The organism is Nostoc sp. DSM 114160, assembly GCF_053470305.1.
This window is the reverse complement of sequence record NZ_JBPFGO010000004.1, coordinates 356,925-374,229: the sequence shown is the minus strand read 5'-3', so window position 1 is coordinate 374,229 and position 17,305 is coordinate 356,925. Positions and strand designations below refer to the sequence as shown.

13 protein-coding genes are annotated in these 17,305 nt (G+C 40.4%); 7 read left to right on the top strand and 6 right to left on the bottom strand.

Translation table 11 applies throughout. From position 1 onward, the window contains the following. The first annotated feature begins 34 nt into the window (after positions 1-34). The gene (locus NSTCB13_RS33485) at positions 35-1,426 is read left to right on the top strand and encodes a hypothetical protein (protein WP_448275335.1); all 1,392 of its coding nucleotides are present in this window, start codon (positions 35-37) and stop codon (positions 1,424-1,426) included. Positions 1,427-1,561: 135 nt separating this feature from the next. Here the strand turns inward: NSTCB13_RS33485 and NSTCB13_RS33480 are convergent, their stop codons facing one another. The 3 genes from NSTCB13_RS33480 to NSTCB13_RS33470 all read right to left on the bottom strand — a co-directional run bounded on the left by NSTCB13_RS33480 (position 1,562) and on the right by NSTCB13_RS33470 (position 4,502). Further along, a complete protein-coding gene (locus NSTCB13_RS33480) occupies positions 1,562-3,187 on the bottom strand; it encodes a PAS domain-containing sensor histidine kinase (protein ID WP_445631862.1) in 1,626 nt (541 codons plus the stop codon). 136 nt (positions 3,188-3,323) lie between these two features. Next, entirely contained in the window at positions 3,324-3,857 is a 534-nt protein-coding gene (locus NSTCB13_RS33475; RefSeq protein WP_448275333.1) for a hypothetical protein, read from the bottom strand. Positions 3,858-3,893: 36 nt separating this feature from the next. Further along, complete coding sequence (locus NSTCB13_RS33470) at positions 3,894-4,502, bottom strand: site-2 protease family protein (protein ID WP_448266933.1); 609 nt, start codon at positions 4,500-4,502, stop codon at positions 3,894-3,896. A 636-nt stretch (positions 4,503-5,138) separates the two neighbouring features. On the opposite strand from NSTCB13_RS33470, the gene NSTCB13_RS33465 reads away from it, so the two are divergent. Together NSTCB13_RS33465 and NSTCB13_RS33460 are read left to right on the top strand one after the other, a co-directional pair. Further along, entirely contained in the window at positions 5,139-5,414 is a 276-nt protein-coding gene (locus tag NSTCB13_RS33465) for a DUF485 domain-containing protein (protein WP_448275332.1), read from the top strand. A 165-nt stretch (positions 5,415-5,579) separates the two neighbouring features. Further along, positions 5,580-7,214, top strand: coding sequence for a sodium:solute symporter family transporter (locus tag NSTCB13_RS33460; protein ID WP_448275330.1), 1,635 nt, complete (start codon positions 5,580-5,582; stop codon positions 7,212-7,214). A 239-nt stretch (positions 7,215-7,453) separates the two neighbouring features. On the opposite strand, the gene NSTCB13_RS33455 is transcribed toward NSTCB13_RS33460, so the two are convergent. Both NSTCB13_RS33455 and NSTCB13_RS33450 read right to left on the bottom strand, forming a co-directional pair. Next, positions 7,454-8,296, bottom strand: a complete 843-nt coding sequence (locus tag NSTCB13_RS33455) for a tetratricopeptide repeat protein (protein ID WP_448266935.1) — start codon at positions 8,294-8,296, stop codon at positions 7,454-7,456. Positions 8,297-8,529: 233 nt separating this feature from the next. After that, positions 8,530-9,450: a ribonuclease D gene (locus NSTCB13_RS33450; protein ID WP_448275328.1), complete on the bottom strand. Its 921-nt coding sequence runs from the start codon at positions 9,448-9,450 to the stop codon at positions 8,530-8,532. A 467-nt stretch (positions 9,451-9,917) separates the two neighbouring features. Here NSTCB13_RS33450 and NSTCB13_RS33445 point away from each other — a divergent pair, with 467 nt between their 5' ends. Then, entirely contained in the window at positions 9,918-10,376 is a 459-nt protein-coding gene (locus NSTCB13_RS33445) for a BON domain-containing protein (protein WP_448266937.1), read from the top strand. 375 nt (positions 10,377-10,751) lie between these two features. Here the strand turns inward: NSTCB13_RS33445 and NSTCB13_RS33440 are convergent, their stop codons facing one another. After that, complete coding sequence (locus NSTCB13_RS33440) at positions 10,752-11,573, bottom strand: carbonic anhydrase (protein ID WP_322698582.1); 822 nt, start codon at positions 11,571-11,573, stop codon at positions 10,752-10,754. A gap of 498 nt (positions 11,574-12,071) precedes the next feature. Here NSTCB13_RS33440 and smc point away from each other — a divergent pair, with 498 nt between their 5' ends. The 3 genes from smc to NSTCB13_RS33425 all read left to right on the top strand — a co-directional run bounded on the left by smc (position 12,072) and on the right by NSTCB13_RS33425 (position 17,212). Further along, a complete protein-coding gene (gene smc, locus NSTCB13_RS33435; protein WP_448275327.1) occupies positions 12,072-15,728 on the top strand; it encodes a chromosome segregation protein SMC in 3,657 nt (1,218 codons plus the stop codon). 63 nt (positions 15,729-15,791) lie between these two features. Next, the gene (locus NSTCB13_RS33430; RefSeq protein WP_445631854.1) at positions 15,792-16,784 is read left to right on the top strand and encodes a PRC-barrel domain-containing protein; all 993 of its coding nucleotides are present in this window, start codon (positions 15,792-15,794) and stop codon (positions 16,782-16,784) included. 260 nt (positions 16,785-17,044) lie between these two features. After that, the gene (locus NSTCB13_RS33425; RefSeq protein WP_445631853.1) at positions 17,045-17,212 is read left to right on the top strand and encodes a hypothetical protein; all 168 of its coding nucleotides are present in this window, start codon (positions 17,045-17,047) and stop codon (positions 17,210-17,212) included. The last annotated feature ends 93 nt before the right edge of the window (positions 17,213-17,305 follow it).

The following is a 17,305-nucleotide window of genomic DNA, read 5'->3' as shown; positions in this document are numbered from 1 at the left end:
CAAAGATTATTGACCTTATTCGCAAGGTGAGAATATGAGCGACAATAAAATTTCTCTAGTAGAATTAATCCAAATTTTTGCACAATATCGCAATAACATTATCATCAATATCAAGCACCTACAAGAATATTATCAAAGAACAGGTGTTAAGCGTATTAGAGGCATTAGAAACGAAAATGGAGAACTGTTACAACCTTGGTTGACAACAGAATATATAGATAATGCTGAGTACGTCGATCTGGGAGAGTTTAAGTTTAGCCGCAACACTGCTACTATCAATATGCTTGTCAAACGTAGAGTTAAACTTATAAAATTTGAAGATCAAACTCCTACTATTGAAGTAGCAGGATTGTTAGTAAATGACCTCAAAACCTTTAATAATTATACAATTGTAAGTGACGGCAAAATGAATGTAAATTCATTACAAGTCAAAATTAGCAGTAAAAAAGTCTTTGATTTACTCAAACAAAAAGGTATATTGGACGCAGAAGAATTTGACTTCCGAGCAGAATATACGATTCAGTTAGATAAATTGCCACTTGTAGCTGCTAATAGTCGTTACAGCAGTATTGATGGATTATTCAATGAACTGGCAGAAATTAAAGTACTGACTAGTATTATTTCTGCTCACTTAAAAAAGGAATCAGATGTATTTATCGAGGCGCAGTTAGATGAGTTTAAAAAGCACTATCTATCTAAGAATACTTACATCAACTTTCCTACAACCAATGAATACACTGATATCAGCGAAGCTTTAGCTAATGGTACTATTGACTCCAAATTGAGTTATAAAATCGATATCGGCAGTCAAGATATTCTGAATTTGAGTAAATTACCTTCTGCTAACAAGTTTCTCAATAGAATGTATCGCCTTTATGACAAAGAAACCGGAGAAATTATCATGAATCCGAGTTTCGAGATGGCATTTAATCAGAATCTCGCTGTGAGGCACAGATTACTGTCATCCCGTACCAAGATTACAAAAGCTGACGAATTGATGAAACCAATTTTTGATGATTTTCTTGGGCTTGAGCAAAATGGCATTGTTGAAGGTATTCTTCAGAAAGTTGGTGCTGATAGTTTAGCGCAGTTATTGCGGGACAAACAAGCTGGTAAGCAAATCGGCAAAGAGGAAATGGTTTTAGTTTTAACAGTGGCAAATAAAAAGTTAGAAAAATATGCAGAAAATATCTACCAAGATAAAATATCTCCTTTGGTATTTTACATTGGTTGTACTGGACTCTTGCCAGATCAAATGAAAGCCAAAACTATGACTGCTGACGAAGCTGCTGCGAAATACCCAAATTTGCAATTTTCTAAAAATGAGCAAGAAGGCAGTTTTTTTGCAGTTGGTGATAGTATTATCAGTATCTATACCAAAACAGAATATTACAGTAAAGTTCTTTATGCCATTACAGATAATTAGATTATTTAGCAATTATAATTTTTGCTGATTACACAGGAGTGGCACAAATAGTTGTGTCACTACAAATATATATTATGAATTTAATTGATAACTACTGGAAAAACCTCATAGAAAATCCCAAAAGATTAAAGGTTTTTAGCATTTTTGCACTTCTTTATTGTCAAGCAGTAAATGTCGAATAGGAATCTCAATTATAAATGTTGCTCCTTCTCCTAGAGATGAAATACATCGCAGTTGACCCTGATGTTTTTCTGTGACAATTTGATAACTAATTGACATCCCTAAACCAGTTCCCTTACCTACTACTTTAGTTGTAAAGAAGGGATCGAATAGACGTTGTTGAATTTCTTGTGACATTCCCACTCCATTGTCAGCAATCTCAATAGCAACCCAATCTGAGTTGAGTAACTCAGTGCGAATAGTGATTTGTGGATTACAACTTGACTCCTGGTTATTGACATATAACTCTTCCAAAGCATCGATCGCGTTAGTAATAATATTCATAAACACCTGGTTAAGTTGACCAGCGTAACACTCTATTAGAGGAAGTTGAGCATACTCTTTAATAATTTGAATTTGGGAACTGTCAGGTTTGGCTTTGAGGCGGTTTTGCAGAATCATTAGCGTACTATCAATACCGCTATGAACATTCACTGCTTTCATTTCTGCTTCATCCAGTCGTGAGAAGTTCCGCAACGACAGTACAATGTTGCGAATGCGATCGCTTCCCATTTGCATAGAATCTAGCAGTTTTTGTAGGTCTTGAATGACAAAATCTAACTCGATTGCTTCTATTACTTCCTGAATCAATGGTGTTGGATGAGGATATTCTTTTTGGTAAAGTTGCAGTATTTTTAGCAATTGTTGGATGTATTCTTTAGCATGAGTAATATTGCCATTAATAAAGCTAATGGGATTATTAATTTCGTGAGCTACACCCGCAACTAATTGTCCTAAAGAAGACATTTTTTCTGTTTGAATTAGTTGTGCTTGGGTCTTTTGTAATTGTTCAAGGGTTTCTTGAAGTTGTTGATTTTTTTGAGTTAATTCCTGCTCCCTTTGTCGCAAAGCAGCCTCGGCTTTTTTGACAGCAGTGATATCTAAACCCATTTCCACAACCATCGGCTCACCATTTATATCCTTGAATGGATAATCGTAAATCTGATATACCCGGCCTGTTTTACTATCCACCCATTCCCAAAGTTGCGGAGCATTACTATCAAAAACACGAAAGGTAGGACATTCAGGACAAGGTTGTTTTAATCCGGCGATCGCTTCGTAACAACGTTTCCCTGTGGGGTCTCCAAATACCTCGCAAAAGCGTTGGTTATAAAATCCCACCCCATAATCCTTGGGTTGCAGATAGAGAAAAGCTGGTAACTGATTGAGTAGGTTATAAAGGCTTTCCCGTTCAGTTTGTAGCGCTTCTATTCGCCGCAGTTGTTGGCTAATGTCTTTACCTACTGCATAAATGAGTCCTTTTTGAGAAGTTGATAAACTCCAACACAACCACCGATAACTACCATCTTTATGAAGATAACGGCTGTCCCATTGCAACTGTTGCTGTGGTTCCGTTGGCAAGTGACTGATTGTGATATCATCTGGATGCACTAATCCCAGCCACGGATGCCCGATTAAGTTTTCCGCTTTCCATCCCAATACTTGTTCCCATGCTGGATTAACTTGTTGGTAAAAACCATCTTGTCCGATGATACAAAATAGATCAGATGAAAGGTTAAAAAAGTCTTCCAGATCAAACACAGTAATCTTGCCACTCAAGTTGTGTCTTTAAGGTAACTAAGCATATCCACTAACTTCAATGTTAAGATTACTGAAGTAATCACTATCCAATACTTTTCAGTATTCTTTTAAAAGACTGTAAATATAAGCACCATTTTTAGGGATTCCCTAAAATACAGGTAGAGCTTGGACTAATTACAGAAGAAATTGACCTTGTGGGTGAAGACATCAAAACAATAACACTACCTATAATCTGTAAAGACAATAACAAAATAATACTGTAATAAATAATTTTTAAATCTTTATTAATGATTTGAAAATAGCGCTCTACAAAGGAAGAATAACCTGCAATTCCCACAGAGCCAAAACTTCCAATGATTAATAATCTCATCAATAATTCAATGGAAGAGGTAAATGGCGATCGCTCCCGATCCAAACAGGTCATAAAATTACCTTTTTCAATTACAAAATTTCCTAACACGGAGTTAAATAGCTCTGGTTGCACAACCATTAATTGTGGACTTATTTCGTAAGGATATTTAACTAAATGATTATTTATAGAATGCCATTTATTACTATATTGACCTATAGATAATGTACTCGCCATTGATTCTCCAGATGGTAGAAGTATAGCAGCAATACTCAAGGCAATACTAGTAGCAGCAACCACAAATTTTTGCTTGATTTCCATTTAAATTTTCCTTGCTTTTGCCTAAATATTTGCTGTTTACATCCCCAATCCTGACCGGATAAAAAAATCAGCAATCCTACCAAGTCCGATGCCAAAACCCGGAACTATAAATAGAACCATCATGGCAAAAAGTCCAAATTGAGTATATTTCAATGGTTTTAGCTGAGGAAAAATTTCACTGAAGACATGAAAGCCGTCGAGTGGTGGAATCGGCAAAAGATTAAACAAAAATAAGGTCAAATTTATCCGAGCTGCTAGGTAAAGAAATTCGGCACTGAATAGTCCTGAAAGACTCAAATTAGCGAGAATTTTAAGCATCATAATAAATAAAATACCTAAAGCCAGATTTGATATTGGCCCAGCAGCGGATACCAAAATATTGCCTAGCTTACCTGAGCGAAACTTGGATGGATTGACGGGCATTTGTCCCCAAGCTATACCCATGAGACAGAGAAAGATGAGAGATTCTTGACCCATATGAACTACAGGATTAAGCGTCAGATGACCAGTTTGTTCTGGAGTGTCATCTCCCTGACTCATCGCAGCCCAGCCGTGAGCAAGTTCATGCAAAGTGATGGAGAATATAACAATTACAACGATTCTGAAAAAATGAATCGGGTTTGTGATTAGTGTTTCGATAAACATACGTTACTAAATTTTGGTAATGCCCTATCTACGTAATAACAAAATAATGGTATAAATTTTACTAAAATCGGTACTTAAATAGCTACCGTAATTTTTGGTATATTTTATAAATTAAAATTTACTACTTATATTAATCTCAGTTGATTTTATAGCTTAAAAAAAGTAGTTCATAACACTTTAAGGATTTTAAAACCTGGGAATAACTACGTATTTATTTTATTTTTTAGTATCTAAAAACTTAATTGGTTAGCTATAGACTTAATTGAATGTATAAAAAAATACTTGTATGCGCAAAATCACAAATCACAAATAGATGAGCTTTATTTGTGTCTAACTGCATCTATAGTTTTATGTTTCTTGACTCAAAACAGAGTCACTATTAGACTTCTTGCAGAAGTAGGGAAAAGGGTAAGGGGGAAAGGCAAAAGGAATAAAAAAACCTTTCCCCTTTTCCCACCTCTTGCAAAAGTTACTTTTGCAAGAGGTTTATTGTCTTGTTATTTGGGTAGATCGCTTTGCAAAGTTAATTTTATTACCTGATATAGCAATAGATTTACTAATAATCTTTAAGAAAATTACGCAGAGATCAGCTTCAATGAGACAATCTGACCTAATCTTCTCAACCTAAAGGAAGACATGAACGATCGCACAAAGGCTCTCCAGGCTCTCGCCGCTGAACGTTGGCGGGTATCCCTGATTCTCAGTGGAGCTATGATGTTTATTTACTTTGGCTTTATCCTATTAATCGCGTTCAATAAACCCCTGCTGGGGTCATTAGTAGTTCCTGGTCTCAGCTTGGGAATTTTACTAGGGGCGCTGGTAATTGTCTCAGCATGGGTATTAATTTTTATCTATGTGCGTTGGGCAAATAGTAGTTATGACGACCAAATTGCAAGGCTGACACGCAACTAAAAATGGGGTATAGGGCATGGGGCATGGGAGCAGGGGGACAAGGGGGACAAGGGGGACAAGGGAGACAAGGGAGACAAGGGGGAATTATTGAACAAATCTCTCCCAAGTCTTCCCCCTCTTCCTTGTCTACCTTGTCTCTTTTCCATGCCCAATGCCCAATGCCCCATGCCCAATGCCCAATACCTATTAGCAATTTCTAGTCCCAAATTCAAAATACTAAACCAAAAAAGCATGAATAGTGTGTGGTTCGATCTGCCACTAGCGGCGGATATTACCAGTCTTGGTAAGTTTAACCCATTGGCGATCGCTTTCTTTTTTCTGTTTGTTGTAAGTTCTTTAGGCATTACCTATTGGGCGGCAAAGCTCACCAAAAATACGGCACAGTTCTATACAGCTGGTGGTAAAATCAGCGGTTTCCAAAATGGGCTGGCCTTGGCTGGAGACTTTATGAGTGCAGCTAGCTTTTTAGGTATCGCTGGGCTGGTGGCACTCAATGGCTTTGACGGCTTAATTTATTCTATCGGCTTCCTGGTGGGCTGGCCGATTGTCATGTTCCTAATTGCCGAACCACTGCGTAACTTAGGTAAATACACTTTTGCCGATGTAGTGGCTTTTCGCTTGCAGCAAAAACCTGTACGTATCGCATCTGCAATTGGAACGCTAGTAGTAATTAGCTTTTACTTAATTGCCCAGATGGTAGGTGCTGGGGAATTAATCAAACTATTGTTTGGCTTTGATTATGAATTAGCTGTGGTCATCGTCGGTTGTGTGATGATGGCTTATGTGATTTTTGGCGGGATGATTGCCACCACTTGGGTACAAATTATCAAAGCAGTTTTGTTGCTCGGCGGAACTGTTTTACTAGCTATCTTGGTACTGGCACGATTTGGTTTTAACCCGATCGCTCTTTTCGCTGCTGCATCCCAGAAGTATACAGGTGTATTAGCTCCGGGCAAACTGGTTTCCGATCCCTTTGATGCTATCTCCTTGGGGATGTCGTTGATGTTCGGCACTGCTGGATTACCCCACATTCTCATGCGTTTCTACACAGTACCCGACGCCAAAGCAGCGCGGCTCTCTGTTACTTATGCCACAGCTATTATTGGCGTTTTTTATCTCCTTACCTTCATCTTAGGCTTTGGAGCGATGGTGTTAGTAGGTCAAGATGCCATCAAGCAAATTGGTACTGGTGGTAATATGGCTGCACCAATGTTGGCAGAATTTCTCGGTGGCGATGCTTTCTTAGGTTTTATCGCGGCTGTTTCCTTTGCAACGATTTTGGCAGTTGTCGCTGGGTTGACACTCTCAGGTGCAGCTGCATTGTCTCATGATTTGTGGGTAAATGTGGTGCGCTCTGGCCATGCTGACGAGTCAGAACAACTGAAGGTGGCTCGCGGTGCAACAATGCTTTTGGGGTTAGTGGCGATATTCTTGGGCATCTTGTTTAAAGGACAAAATGTCGCTTATATGGTAGGTTTAGCATTTGCGATCGCTGCGAGTGCAAACTTCCCAGCATTGCTCTTATCCATGCTTTGGCGACGCTTCACTACCAATGGTGCGGTTGCAAGTATGTTAGTAGGAACTGTCTCCTCTTTAGTGCTGATTTATTTATCACCTACTATTCAAGTAACGATTCTCAAGCACGCTTCTGCACCCTTTCCCCTCAAAAATCCTGGATTAATCAGTATCCCACTGGCGTTTATTGTGGCGATTGTCGTTTCACTGTTGAGTACTGAACAGCTGGCACAGGAAAAATTTGCAGAAGTTGAAGATCGCATTCACATTGGTTCTGGGATGTGATTTTGTCATTGGGCATTGGGCATTGGGCATTAGGTTCCCCCTGCCCCCTGCTCCCTGCCTTTCAAGGGCAGGCTTTTAGGCTTTCGATAAATAGTTGAGAATGTTCTCAATTATTGAACGTAGTTTTAAGTTCTCAGACAATGGTTTTGGTTTTAAAATCCCAAAAATTTGTCTAATCAAAAAAACCTGCCCCAGAAAGCTGCTCCCTGCTCCCTGCCCCCTGCTCCCCTGCCCCCCTGCTACTGTCCAAGTTCTTTGATATTATTCATCACTTGTTGGTATAAGTCGTTGTTACCTTGACTTTGAAAAATACTTGCTGCTTGTTGTAAGTCCCTGAGTGCCCCCTGTTTGTCTCCATTGGTGGCGCGGGCATTTCCTCGGTTATTGTAGGCAGGGGCAAAGTTACGATTGAGGCTAATGGCTTGATTGTAATCTGCGATCGCACCCTGGAAATCTCCATTGGCAGCACGAGCATTTCCTCGATTATTATAGGCGATCGCATATTTGGGGTTGAGGAGAATCGCTTGATCGAGATCGTCTATTGCCCCTTTTTTATCTCCATTGGTGGCGCGGGCATTTCCCCGATTATTGTAGGCTTCGGCATAGTTGGGATTTAGGCGAATTGCTTCACTGTAATCTTTAACTGCTTCTCTGTTGTTTCCCAGTGAGGCGCGGGCATTCCCTAAGTTATTGTGGGCTTCGGCATCATTGGGGTTGATGCGGAGTGCTTGATTGTAATCTGCGATCGCTTTTTCCTTGTCTCCCAAATCAAAATAGGCTAATCCCCGCGCGTTGTAAGCAGCGCCATACTGAGAATTTTGACTAATTGCCTTACTATAAGAAGCGATCGCAGCTTGCAAGTCGCCGTTTAAATGCTGATTCTTTCCCTGAAGATAAAATTCCCCACCAATGGAAGTTGTCGCTGAACCACGGCTAGGTTGACTAACTCCTATTTCTGTTACTAATACATTGTCATTCTTACTACAAGAAATACTGCTAGTTGCTGTCAATGTAGTAAAAATAGCTATGGTAAATAAAGTATTTACCCTTGTTCGCTTTCGCCCAAATAAACGCCGTTTCATAAGTTAATATAAACTGCCATAATACCTGAATGGAATTAGTACCAAAATCTAGATTTTAATTCTTTAACTCAATAATTATTCTAACTTTTGATAGTCCTTTCAAGTTAATTGACAAATTTCCCTAATATTTTATATATTTCTCAGATAAGGGAGGAGGAAAGAATTATTAAATTTCAATATTTATTCTTCACAATCACTCTAGAAAATCTGACATTTGTATCAATATGAACAATTTACTCATCCTCTGTTTCACTCTCTGGAGTTTTAGAAGTTAGTCGCCAAGAGGTAGTTTTGTCAATATCTACAGATAGTTGTTCTAGATTTTCCCCTAAATCTTTTTGGAGTTTCTGAGTTAGCGTAATCGGAAAATCTAAATCAATACCTTGAGTTTGTGCTAGCTTTGCCAATTCTGTAAATGCAGCTTTGATTGTAGTTCGTTCATAACTAGTCAGCTTATAATCATAAGTTTCTGATATATTCTGAGCTTGCATAGCTTTTTTTATACGTTCTTGCAAATGCTCAAATTCTGAATTCAACAATTTCCACTGCTGCTCAACTTGCGAGTATCTAGCACTTAGCGAGCTTAAGTCTTCTGTTGCAGGATCGGGGCTGGCTTGGGCTTGTAAGCCTAACAAATTTAGGTGAATTTGAGCAAGATAAATGCAGTCTAGGTAAGCATACTCTATCTGTTCTTCAGTCAGAGGGCGTTTTGCCCAATCACTTTTTTGTTCTTGTTTATCGATATTATTAAAGCTACAAAGTGCTGTAGCTATTGTTTGGAGTTGGTAGTTGGGTAATGGCAAAAGATAATAGGGGATTTTTTTAGCCATTTCCAAAGTGCAAGTAATATTTTTCGCTTTCTTGCTACCGAGAAATTTTAGATCGTAACTCGCGTTGTGAAAAACTTTTTCAATGGCAGAATTTATCATAATTTTTTCAATAAATTCAGCTATAATATTAGGTTGGTCTAATACATCTAAAAGATAGACGCGATCGCCACTCATATCTTGAGGATTATCTAATACCTGAATCAGCGATAATCGGGGATTACGACTTTTATAGTCAGCGACTTCTGTATCTATCCACAATGTTTTAGCGTTTGTATATTCAGCGACAATGGCACGAATTTCGCTAGCCGAAGTAAGGTAGGGCATTGACTAATATTTCCTGATATTTAAAGCATTGTAAGTAAGCCATAGTTTTATAAAGTAACATTTTGCTGGTAAGAATGCTTATACAGGATTGCAAAAAGGCTGAAGTTTGAAATTCGTCATAGACATCGCCAAATTAATTCAAATCTGATAACATCGAGTCACTACTGTGGAGTGGCATAGTCTACCATCAAAAGAGCTACTGTGCATCTACATTAAATTCATCGAGAGCCACAGACTGTGTGTAAAGCCATCCTGGTTAGCAGCCGTCAGAAAAATTGAATTGAGATTTCTCAAAACCGGGTGCAAAATCTTAGCTTCAAGAAATTGCCCAAATTTCAATTTTCAGTAACCTGAGCTATTGCTGAAGCACTTTTGCGACTTCACTTTTAATTGTTTTTTTAAATTTGCTCCTCACCATGACACACATCTCAATTAATCGCTTCAAGTACTCAATTCGGAGATAAATAATGAAAAAACTAATTCTATTATTAGTTAGTAGCATTTTGGTAGTTGGTACTTTTGGCTGCCAAGAGGCTCCTAAAACTAGTTCAGAAACTCCTAGCACAACTAATGAAGCCGCTCAAGCACCAGCAAAACCAGCTTCACAGACAAATCAAACTGTCAAAGTTCCAGAAACACAAACTACTCCTTTAGCAGCTAGTACAGATACTAAAGTTAAAACTGATGCTGAAAAAACAGCAGCAACAAAAGCTAAGAGCGATTTAAAAACTGAAGTTAGCGCCAAGTTAAATAAAGGCTTACCAGGCAACAAGTTACAAGTTGAAAACAAACAGGGTGAAATTGTTCTTAAAGGTACAGCCAGTTCTGTTGAAGAACTTAAGAAAGCTGAAACCTTGGCTAAAGAAGTTCAAGGTGTGAAGACGGTGAAGGTAGAAGCAAAAGTTGATGCTGTAAAAAAGCCATAAAAGAATAATTGAAGCTTTCAGTTAGCATCGACATGGAAACCAAATAGAGACTTATACAGACGTAAGTCTCTATTTTTGACTTACTTAAATAAAAGTCAAGAATAGGTAGTTAATACCCATCGATCTCGTTCCCAGTCTCAGACTGGGAATGCCCTTCATTGAGGCTCCGCCTCCCAACTCGCGGCACCGCCAAGAGTAACATTTTCAGCCTCTGGCTGAAAACGAGATTTTAAAAGGGTTTTGGCTTAAGTTTACACCACTGAGCATTGCTTGTGCCCCTACCGCGTAGTTTATTTACCTGAAAATAGCTGTAAGGTACAAAAACCTCACCCTCAACCCTCTAATAGAATGTTTGAAATTCTATATTTTTATCTTTCAACTTCCATTATTTGAACCTCGATAAATTCGCTCCATCTGCTCTGGAGAAAGTCGTCTCATTGGAAACCATTCAAATGGAGAAACAGACTGTTTCTCATAAGGTTGAACATCATCCTGCTGGTTTTGAGGGGAACGCACTGCTACATTGGTATTTGGAACCCGATCCCTGAACGACTCATCTATTTCTGATTCTGGAACCAAAGCTTGAGGCAAAACATAAGCGTGCTTTTGGGGATCGTATGCGAAAACTTCTCCTGTTTCAATGTGATAAATCCAAGCATAAATGCTGAGTTCCCCCTGATAAAGCTTAGAGTGAATCACTGGATATGTCCGCAAATTCTCAATTTGAGTAAGAACATTTTCGGCAATCATAATCTCTAGCAGTTCTTCTCCGTCGTAGTGGCTATAGTGGTCTATAACTAGCCTTCGAGTTGCTTCTGCATATTTCAGCCAATCATGTACAAGTGGCATTTCATCGCTGAGATTGTGTAACTTCATTAATCCTTTCATTGCACCGCAATGAGAATGACCACAAATAATAATTTGGCGAACATCTAAAGCTTGAACAGCATATTCAATTGTCGCACCTTCACCGCCATTACTTGCCCCATAGGGTGGAATGATGTTGCCTGCATTGCGAATGACAAATAATTCACCAACTTGAGCTTGTGTAATTAGATTTGGATCGAGACGAGAATCAGAACAGGTAATAAATAATACTCTGGGCTTTTGACCATGCGAAAGTTGTTCAAATAATTTTTGATGTACCGAAAAATAGCTAGATTTAAATTCGCGCAGACCTTTAATTAATTTCTTCATTACTAAGTTCTACAAATATTTGCGGGTTAAGAACTAAATCACAGACAGTAGATTGGGGTAGTAAAGAGGACTTTCTTTCTACGTTTTTCCAATTGTAAAGATTACTATATTATAAATTCATTTGGTGCTTTTAATATCCTCTACCATTTGGTTGAGTTACTTTTTTTCCTTACTCCTTCCTGTTCCTGAGCAGGTCATATTGCGGTGTGAGAATGCCTTGAGCCGATTTCAAACTAGTTATATCTTGAAAGAAATTTTTGAATTACAAGTAATTAGTCAGACATGATATTATCTGCTCTGGGAAAATTTTGATGTTCAGTTTGCGACATCAAAATTTGTGTCGTACACTGAGCGATCGCCTGTGGTAAGCCTTTTGGGTAAAGCTTGCAGGCTCACCGCAATGCGTCTACTATAATTTCCAATTCTCCGGTTTACCCTCTTGCGAATTCTTAATTAGTTGATACACTTGTTCTTCATTAGCCCAGCGAACCAGCGCCTATGGTACACATCAAGCGCGTGGAACTTACGAACTTCAAATCCTTCGGTGGCACTACTTCTGTCCCTTTGCTACCGGGGTGTACTGTCATATCTGGGCCAAATGGTTCGGGTAAGTCTAATATCTTAGATGCACTGCTCTTTTGCCTGGGACTCTCTAGTTCTAAGGGAATGCGAGCCGATCGCTTACCGGATTTGGTAAATAACACTCAAACGGCTAAAGGACGTGCCTCGATTGAGGCTAGCGTCACCGTAACGTTTGATTTGTCGGATGAAATTTCAGACAAAGACGCAAAGGCGGAAAGGGAGGAAGTAGAAGAGGCAGGGGAGGCAGGGGAGGCAGGGGAGGCGGAGGAAGTAGGGGAAGAACCAAAATCCAAAATCCAAAATCCAAAATCGGCAGAGTGGAGTGTTACTAGAAGGCTACGAGTCACTCACCAAGGGACTTACACATCGAATTATTATATCAATGGTGTACCTTGCACGTTAACAGAGTTGCATGGGGAACTAAGTAATCTACGGGTTTATCCTGAAGGCTACAATGTGGTACTTCAAGGGGATGTCACCAGCATTATCTCGATGAATGGGCGGGAACGACGGGAAATTATTGATGAATTAGCTGGGGTAGCGGCGTTCGATCGCAAAATTGTCCAAGCCAAATCAACTTTAGATGAGGTGAAGGAAAAGGAAGATAGCTGTCGGATTATTGAAACGGAATTAACTGCACAGCGCGATCGCCTTTCCCAAGATCGGGCGAAAGCTGAAAAATATCAAAAACTCCGCACAGAATTTCTGGCTAAACAATCCTGGGAAGCTGTTTTATCATGGCGTTCCTTGCAAACACAACAAGAAAAGTTAGTTCACGAAATTCAAACAGGCGATCGCAATTTTACCGGACTCACTACCCAACTCACCAGCTTAAATTCTGAAATCGTCCAAAAAACGGCTGAACTCGAACAACTCAATGCCCACGTTAAAGCATTGGGAGAAGAGGAACTTTTGGCAGTACAATCTACCCTCGCCACCCAAGAAGCAGAACGTAAACAACTCCAGCGTCAGCTAACCGAATTACAAACAGCTTCCCAAGAAACTGCCAAACGTCTAGCTCAAACTCAGCAAGAGATTCAAAAACACCGTCATTCCCTACAAGAAATTGCCGAAACCCAGCTTGTAGAGACGCGATTCATCGCGTCTTCCCAACACCAAAGAAATGAAGCCCACCAAGCCTTAGAAACCTCCCGCGAAGCCGCCGCAGAAATCGCCTCGGCTTCAGAAGCCTGGGTGCAGCAACAAACAGCATTCAACCGTCAAATAGAAGCTTTGCTGCACACTTTAGAACCGCAACGCACAGAACAAGCACAACTCAGGGAACGCAATAATCAGTTACAGCAGTTAATCCAAGAGCAAAGCCAGTTAATTGAACGCGACGAACCGCTACTAGCAGAAAAACAAACTGAATGTAATCAAATTGAAACAGAATTTAACACCTCTAGCGAACCCATCCAAAATTTAGCCCAAAATCTCTCAGCCACAGAACAAGAACTGCAAATCCAACAGGAAACCCAAAAACGGTTACTTTCTGAACAACGAGAAAAACAACGTCAGTTGGATAAAATCGAGGCGCAAGCGCAAGCACAGCAAGAAGTCCAAGGAACCCAAGCTAGTAAAGTCATTTTACAATCAGGAATGCCTGGTGTTTGCGGTTTAGTTGTGCAGTTGGGACTGGTGGAACCCCGCCATCAGCTAGCCTTGGAAATGGCTGCTGGTGGACGCTTGGGACATATTGTGGTGGAAGATGACAGCATCGCCGCAGCCGGGATTGAACTGCTCAAACAGAAACGTGCAGGGAGAGCGACTTTTTTACCACTAAATAAAATTCACGTTCCCAAATTTACCCAAGATGCAACGCTGCGTTTTGCTAGCGGTTTTGTTAACTATGCTGTTAACTTAGTTGATTGCGATCGCCGTTACAAAGATGTATTTAGCTATGTTTTCGGTAACACGGTAGTATTTGCCAACCTGGAAGCGGCGCGGAAAAATTTAGGATTGTATCGCATCGTCACCTTAGACGGGGAACTTCTGGAAACTAGTGGCGCAATGACTGGTGGTAGTAATACCCAGCGTTCAGCGTTACGTTTTGGTACGGGTGAAGCGGCGGAATCTGATGAAGCGATCGCTTTAAAAAGTCGCTTGGTGGATATTGAGCGAATTTTAGAGCGTTGTACTGAAGCGATCGCTACTTTGTCAGCTAGAGCCAAAAAACTCACCCAAGAATTAACAGAAGCGCGTCAGACGCGGCGAGAACAGCAGTTGCAATTGGAACAGTTGCAAAAAGATATTAAGAATTTGACAGCGCAATTAGAGGGGACGCGATCGCAACTCGCCCAAAACAGCGAAAAATTAGCCACTGCTCAATCCCGATTAGAAATTTTAGAGCGGGAATTACCTGGGCAAGAAAATGAGTTGCAACAATTGCGACACGCATTAGCAGAGTTAGAAGCATCCCAAACCCCCAGTGAATGGCAACAAATCCAGGCAACCATTAAAATTCAAGAGCAACAATTACAACAACGTGAAACAGCATTACGGGAAGCAGAACAAAGATTAAAAAATTTAGAGAATCAGCAACAACGTTTACAAGAAAAAATCCAAGAAGCAGAAACGCGAATCACCGAATACGAAACCCAACAAACCTCTTGTAAAGACGCAATTCATCGCGTCTTTTCACAAACCACAACGATAGACGAGCAAATCACCCAAACCCGTTTATCGTTGAGTCAAATGGAACAAAATTTAGGCGAAGAGAAACAAAAACGCGACGCTACAGAACAAGAAGTGCGATCGCATCTTTTGCGCCAACAACAATTGGAATGGGAAATCCAAAAACTCCAAGAAACCCAAGAGAAGCGGCGAGAGGAACTAATTGCACTGCAAACTCAATTGCAAGATATGGGAGCAGAATTACCAAATCCCTTGCCAGAAGTGCCAGACAAAGTAGATTTAGAAGAATTGCAGAAAGAATTGCGATCGCTTACCAAACGCTTACAAGCAATGGAACCTGTTAATATGCTGGCGTTGGAAGAATACGAACGCACTCAAAACCGCCTTCAAGAACTCACGCAAAAATTAGAAACACTAGAAGGAGAACGCACCGAACTACTTTTACGGATTGAAAACTTTACCACATTGCGGCAACTTGCCTTTAAAGAAGCTTTCGATGCTGTGAATGAAAACTTTCAATCAATTTTTGCCATTCTTTCAGATGGTGACGGCTTCTTGCAACTCGAAAATCCCGAAGATCCCTTTAATAGTGGGCTAAATTTAGTCGCACATCCCAAAGGTAAACCCGTACAGCGCCTAGCTTCCATGTCTGGGGGAGAAAAATCACTCACCGCCTTGAGCTTTATTTTTGCCCTGCAACGCTACCGCCCATCGCCATTTTACGCCTTTGACGAAGTAGATATGTTCCTAGATGGAGCAAACGTAGAGCGATTAGCTAAAATGATTAAACAACAGTCACAACAAGCGCAATTTATAGTTGTGAGTTTGCGTCGTCCGATGATAGAATCAGCCGAACGCACAATTGGCGTTACTCAAGCACGAGGAGCTTACACTCAAGTTTTGGGGATTAAATTACAATCATCCAATACATCTGCTTGAGTTTTTGTTAATAATAGTGTATAGATAAACCAAACCGGATTCGAGATCAGGACTCGGTATAGAATGACCTCTGAACAGATAATTAGGCGTTCCGACATATTAAATACCCAGGTGATTACCCGCGACAACGGCAAGCGGCTAGGCATCATCAGTCAAGTCTGGGTTGATATCGATCAACGAGAGGTTGTGGCTCTTGGTTTGCGAGACAGCCTGATCTCTATTTCGGGCATACCGCGCTATATGTACCTCAACAACATCAGCCAGATTGGTGATGTCATCCTGGTTGATAACGAAGATGTTATTGAAGATATCGATGTTGAATCTTTCAGTAATTTAATTAACTGGGAAGTAATTACAGAAACAGGTGAAGTCTTAGGCAAAGTTCGCGGCTTCAAGTTCAACGGCGAAAGTGGGAAGCTTGAATCTATAGTCATTGCTTCTTTAGGATTACCCCAAATTCCCGATCAATTTGTGAGTACTTACGAGTTCTCAGTCGATGAAATTGTCAGCACTGGCCCTAATCGGTTGATTGTGTTTGAGGGAGCTGAAGAACGAGTGAATCAATTAACAGTTGGTTTACTAGAGCGTCTGGGTATCGGCAAAGCACCTTGGGAGCGAGATATAGAAGAAGAATACGGCTATACTCCACCTCGGACAATTGCACCACCCAATCAACTGCCTAGTGGAGTGCCATTGCAGCCACCCAGGCAAAAAGTTCGCGCCCCCGAACCCGTAGCGCAAGAAGAATGGAATGAAGACTATGTGGAAGAAGAAAGGCCACAGCGTCAGGTAATGAAGGCGCGGCAGTATGAATCTATTCAATACGAAGAAGACGAGGAAGAAGATAACTGGAGCGAGGCAACGGGCAGCGACAGGTATCAACAACCGCAGCCACTAAAGTATGAAGCCCAGCCCTATAGCAAGCCATACGTTGACGAATACGATGATTATGACGACGTAGACGGCGATGCTTGGGAAGATGCACCGAAGCCTGTGAATATTCCGAAAAAAGTCAAGGAAAGACAGCCAGAATACGAAGAAGAAGGCGGATATTAAGTAGTTCGTAATTCGTAATACTTCGGCTCCCAACTCTTGGAGAGGCTGCGCCCGAAGCGTAGCTATGGCGCAGGCTTTACGGCTTCGCTCAGAGCAAGACGCTCAGTACAAGTTCGTAATTCGTAATTGAACCGGAAAATTACGAAGTATTTTAAGATTAATTCAGCCTTTTCCTTACTTACAAGGAGAGGGCTAATTTTTTAGAACACAGTAGAGAGCGTTAGCAACAGCACAACGCACTGTCTAAACTAGAGGGTAATTTGAGTAAAAGAGTTTCTGAGATCCCTGAAATCAGCTATAGCAAAAAAGATATGCGTAAGGTTGAGCAAGTAATTAAGCAAGCTGATAAAGAGTTATGGATACCCTACATAAAAGAACTTCAAGAAATTAACACACGAATTGTTGAGAAACAGCAAAAATTATCTTAGTAGGCAGGGAAGTGAGGGGTGGAAGGGTGAGGGAGTGGAGAATGGGCTATTGGCTCAGGGGTAGATATTCAATTCGATCCTGGTATTCATCCT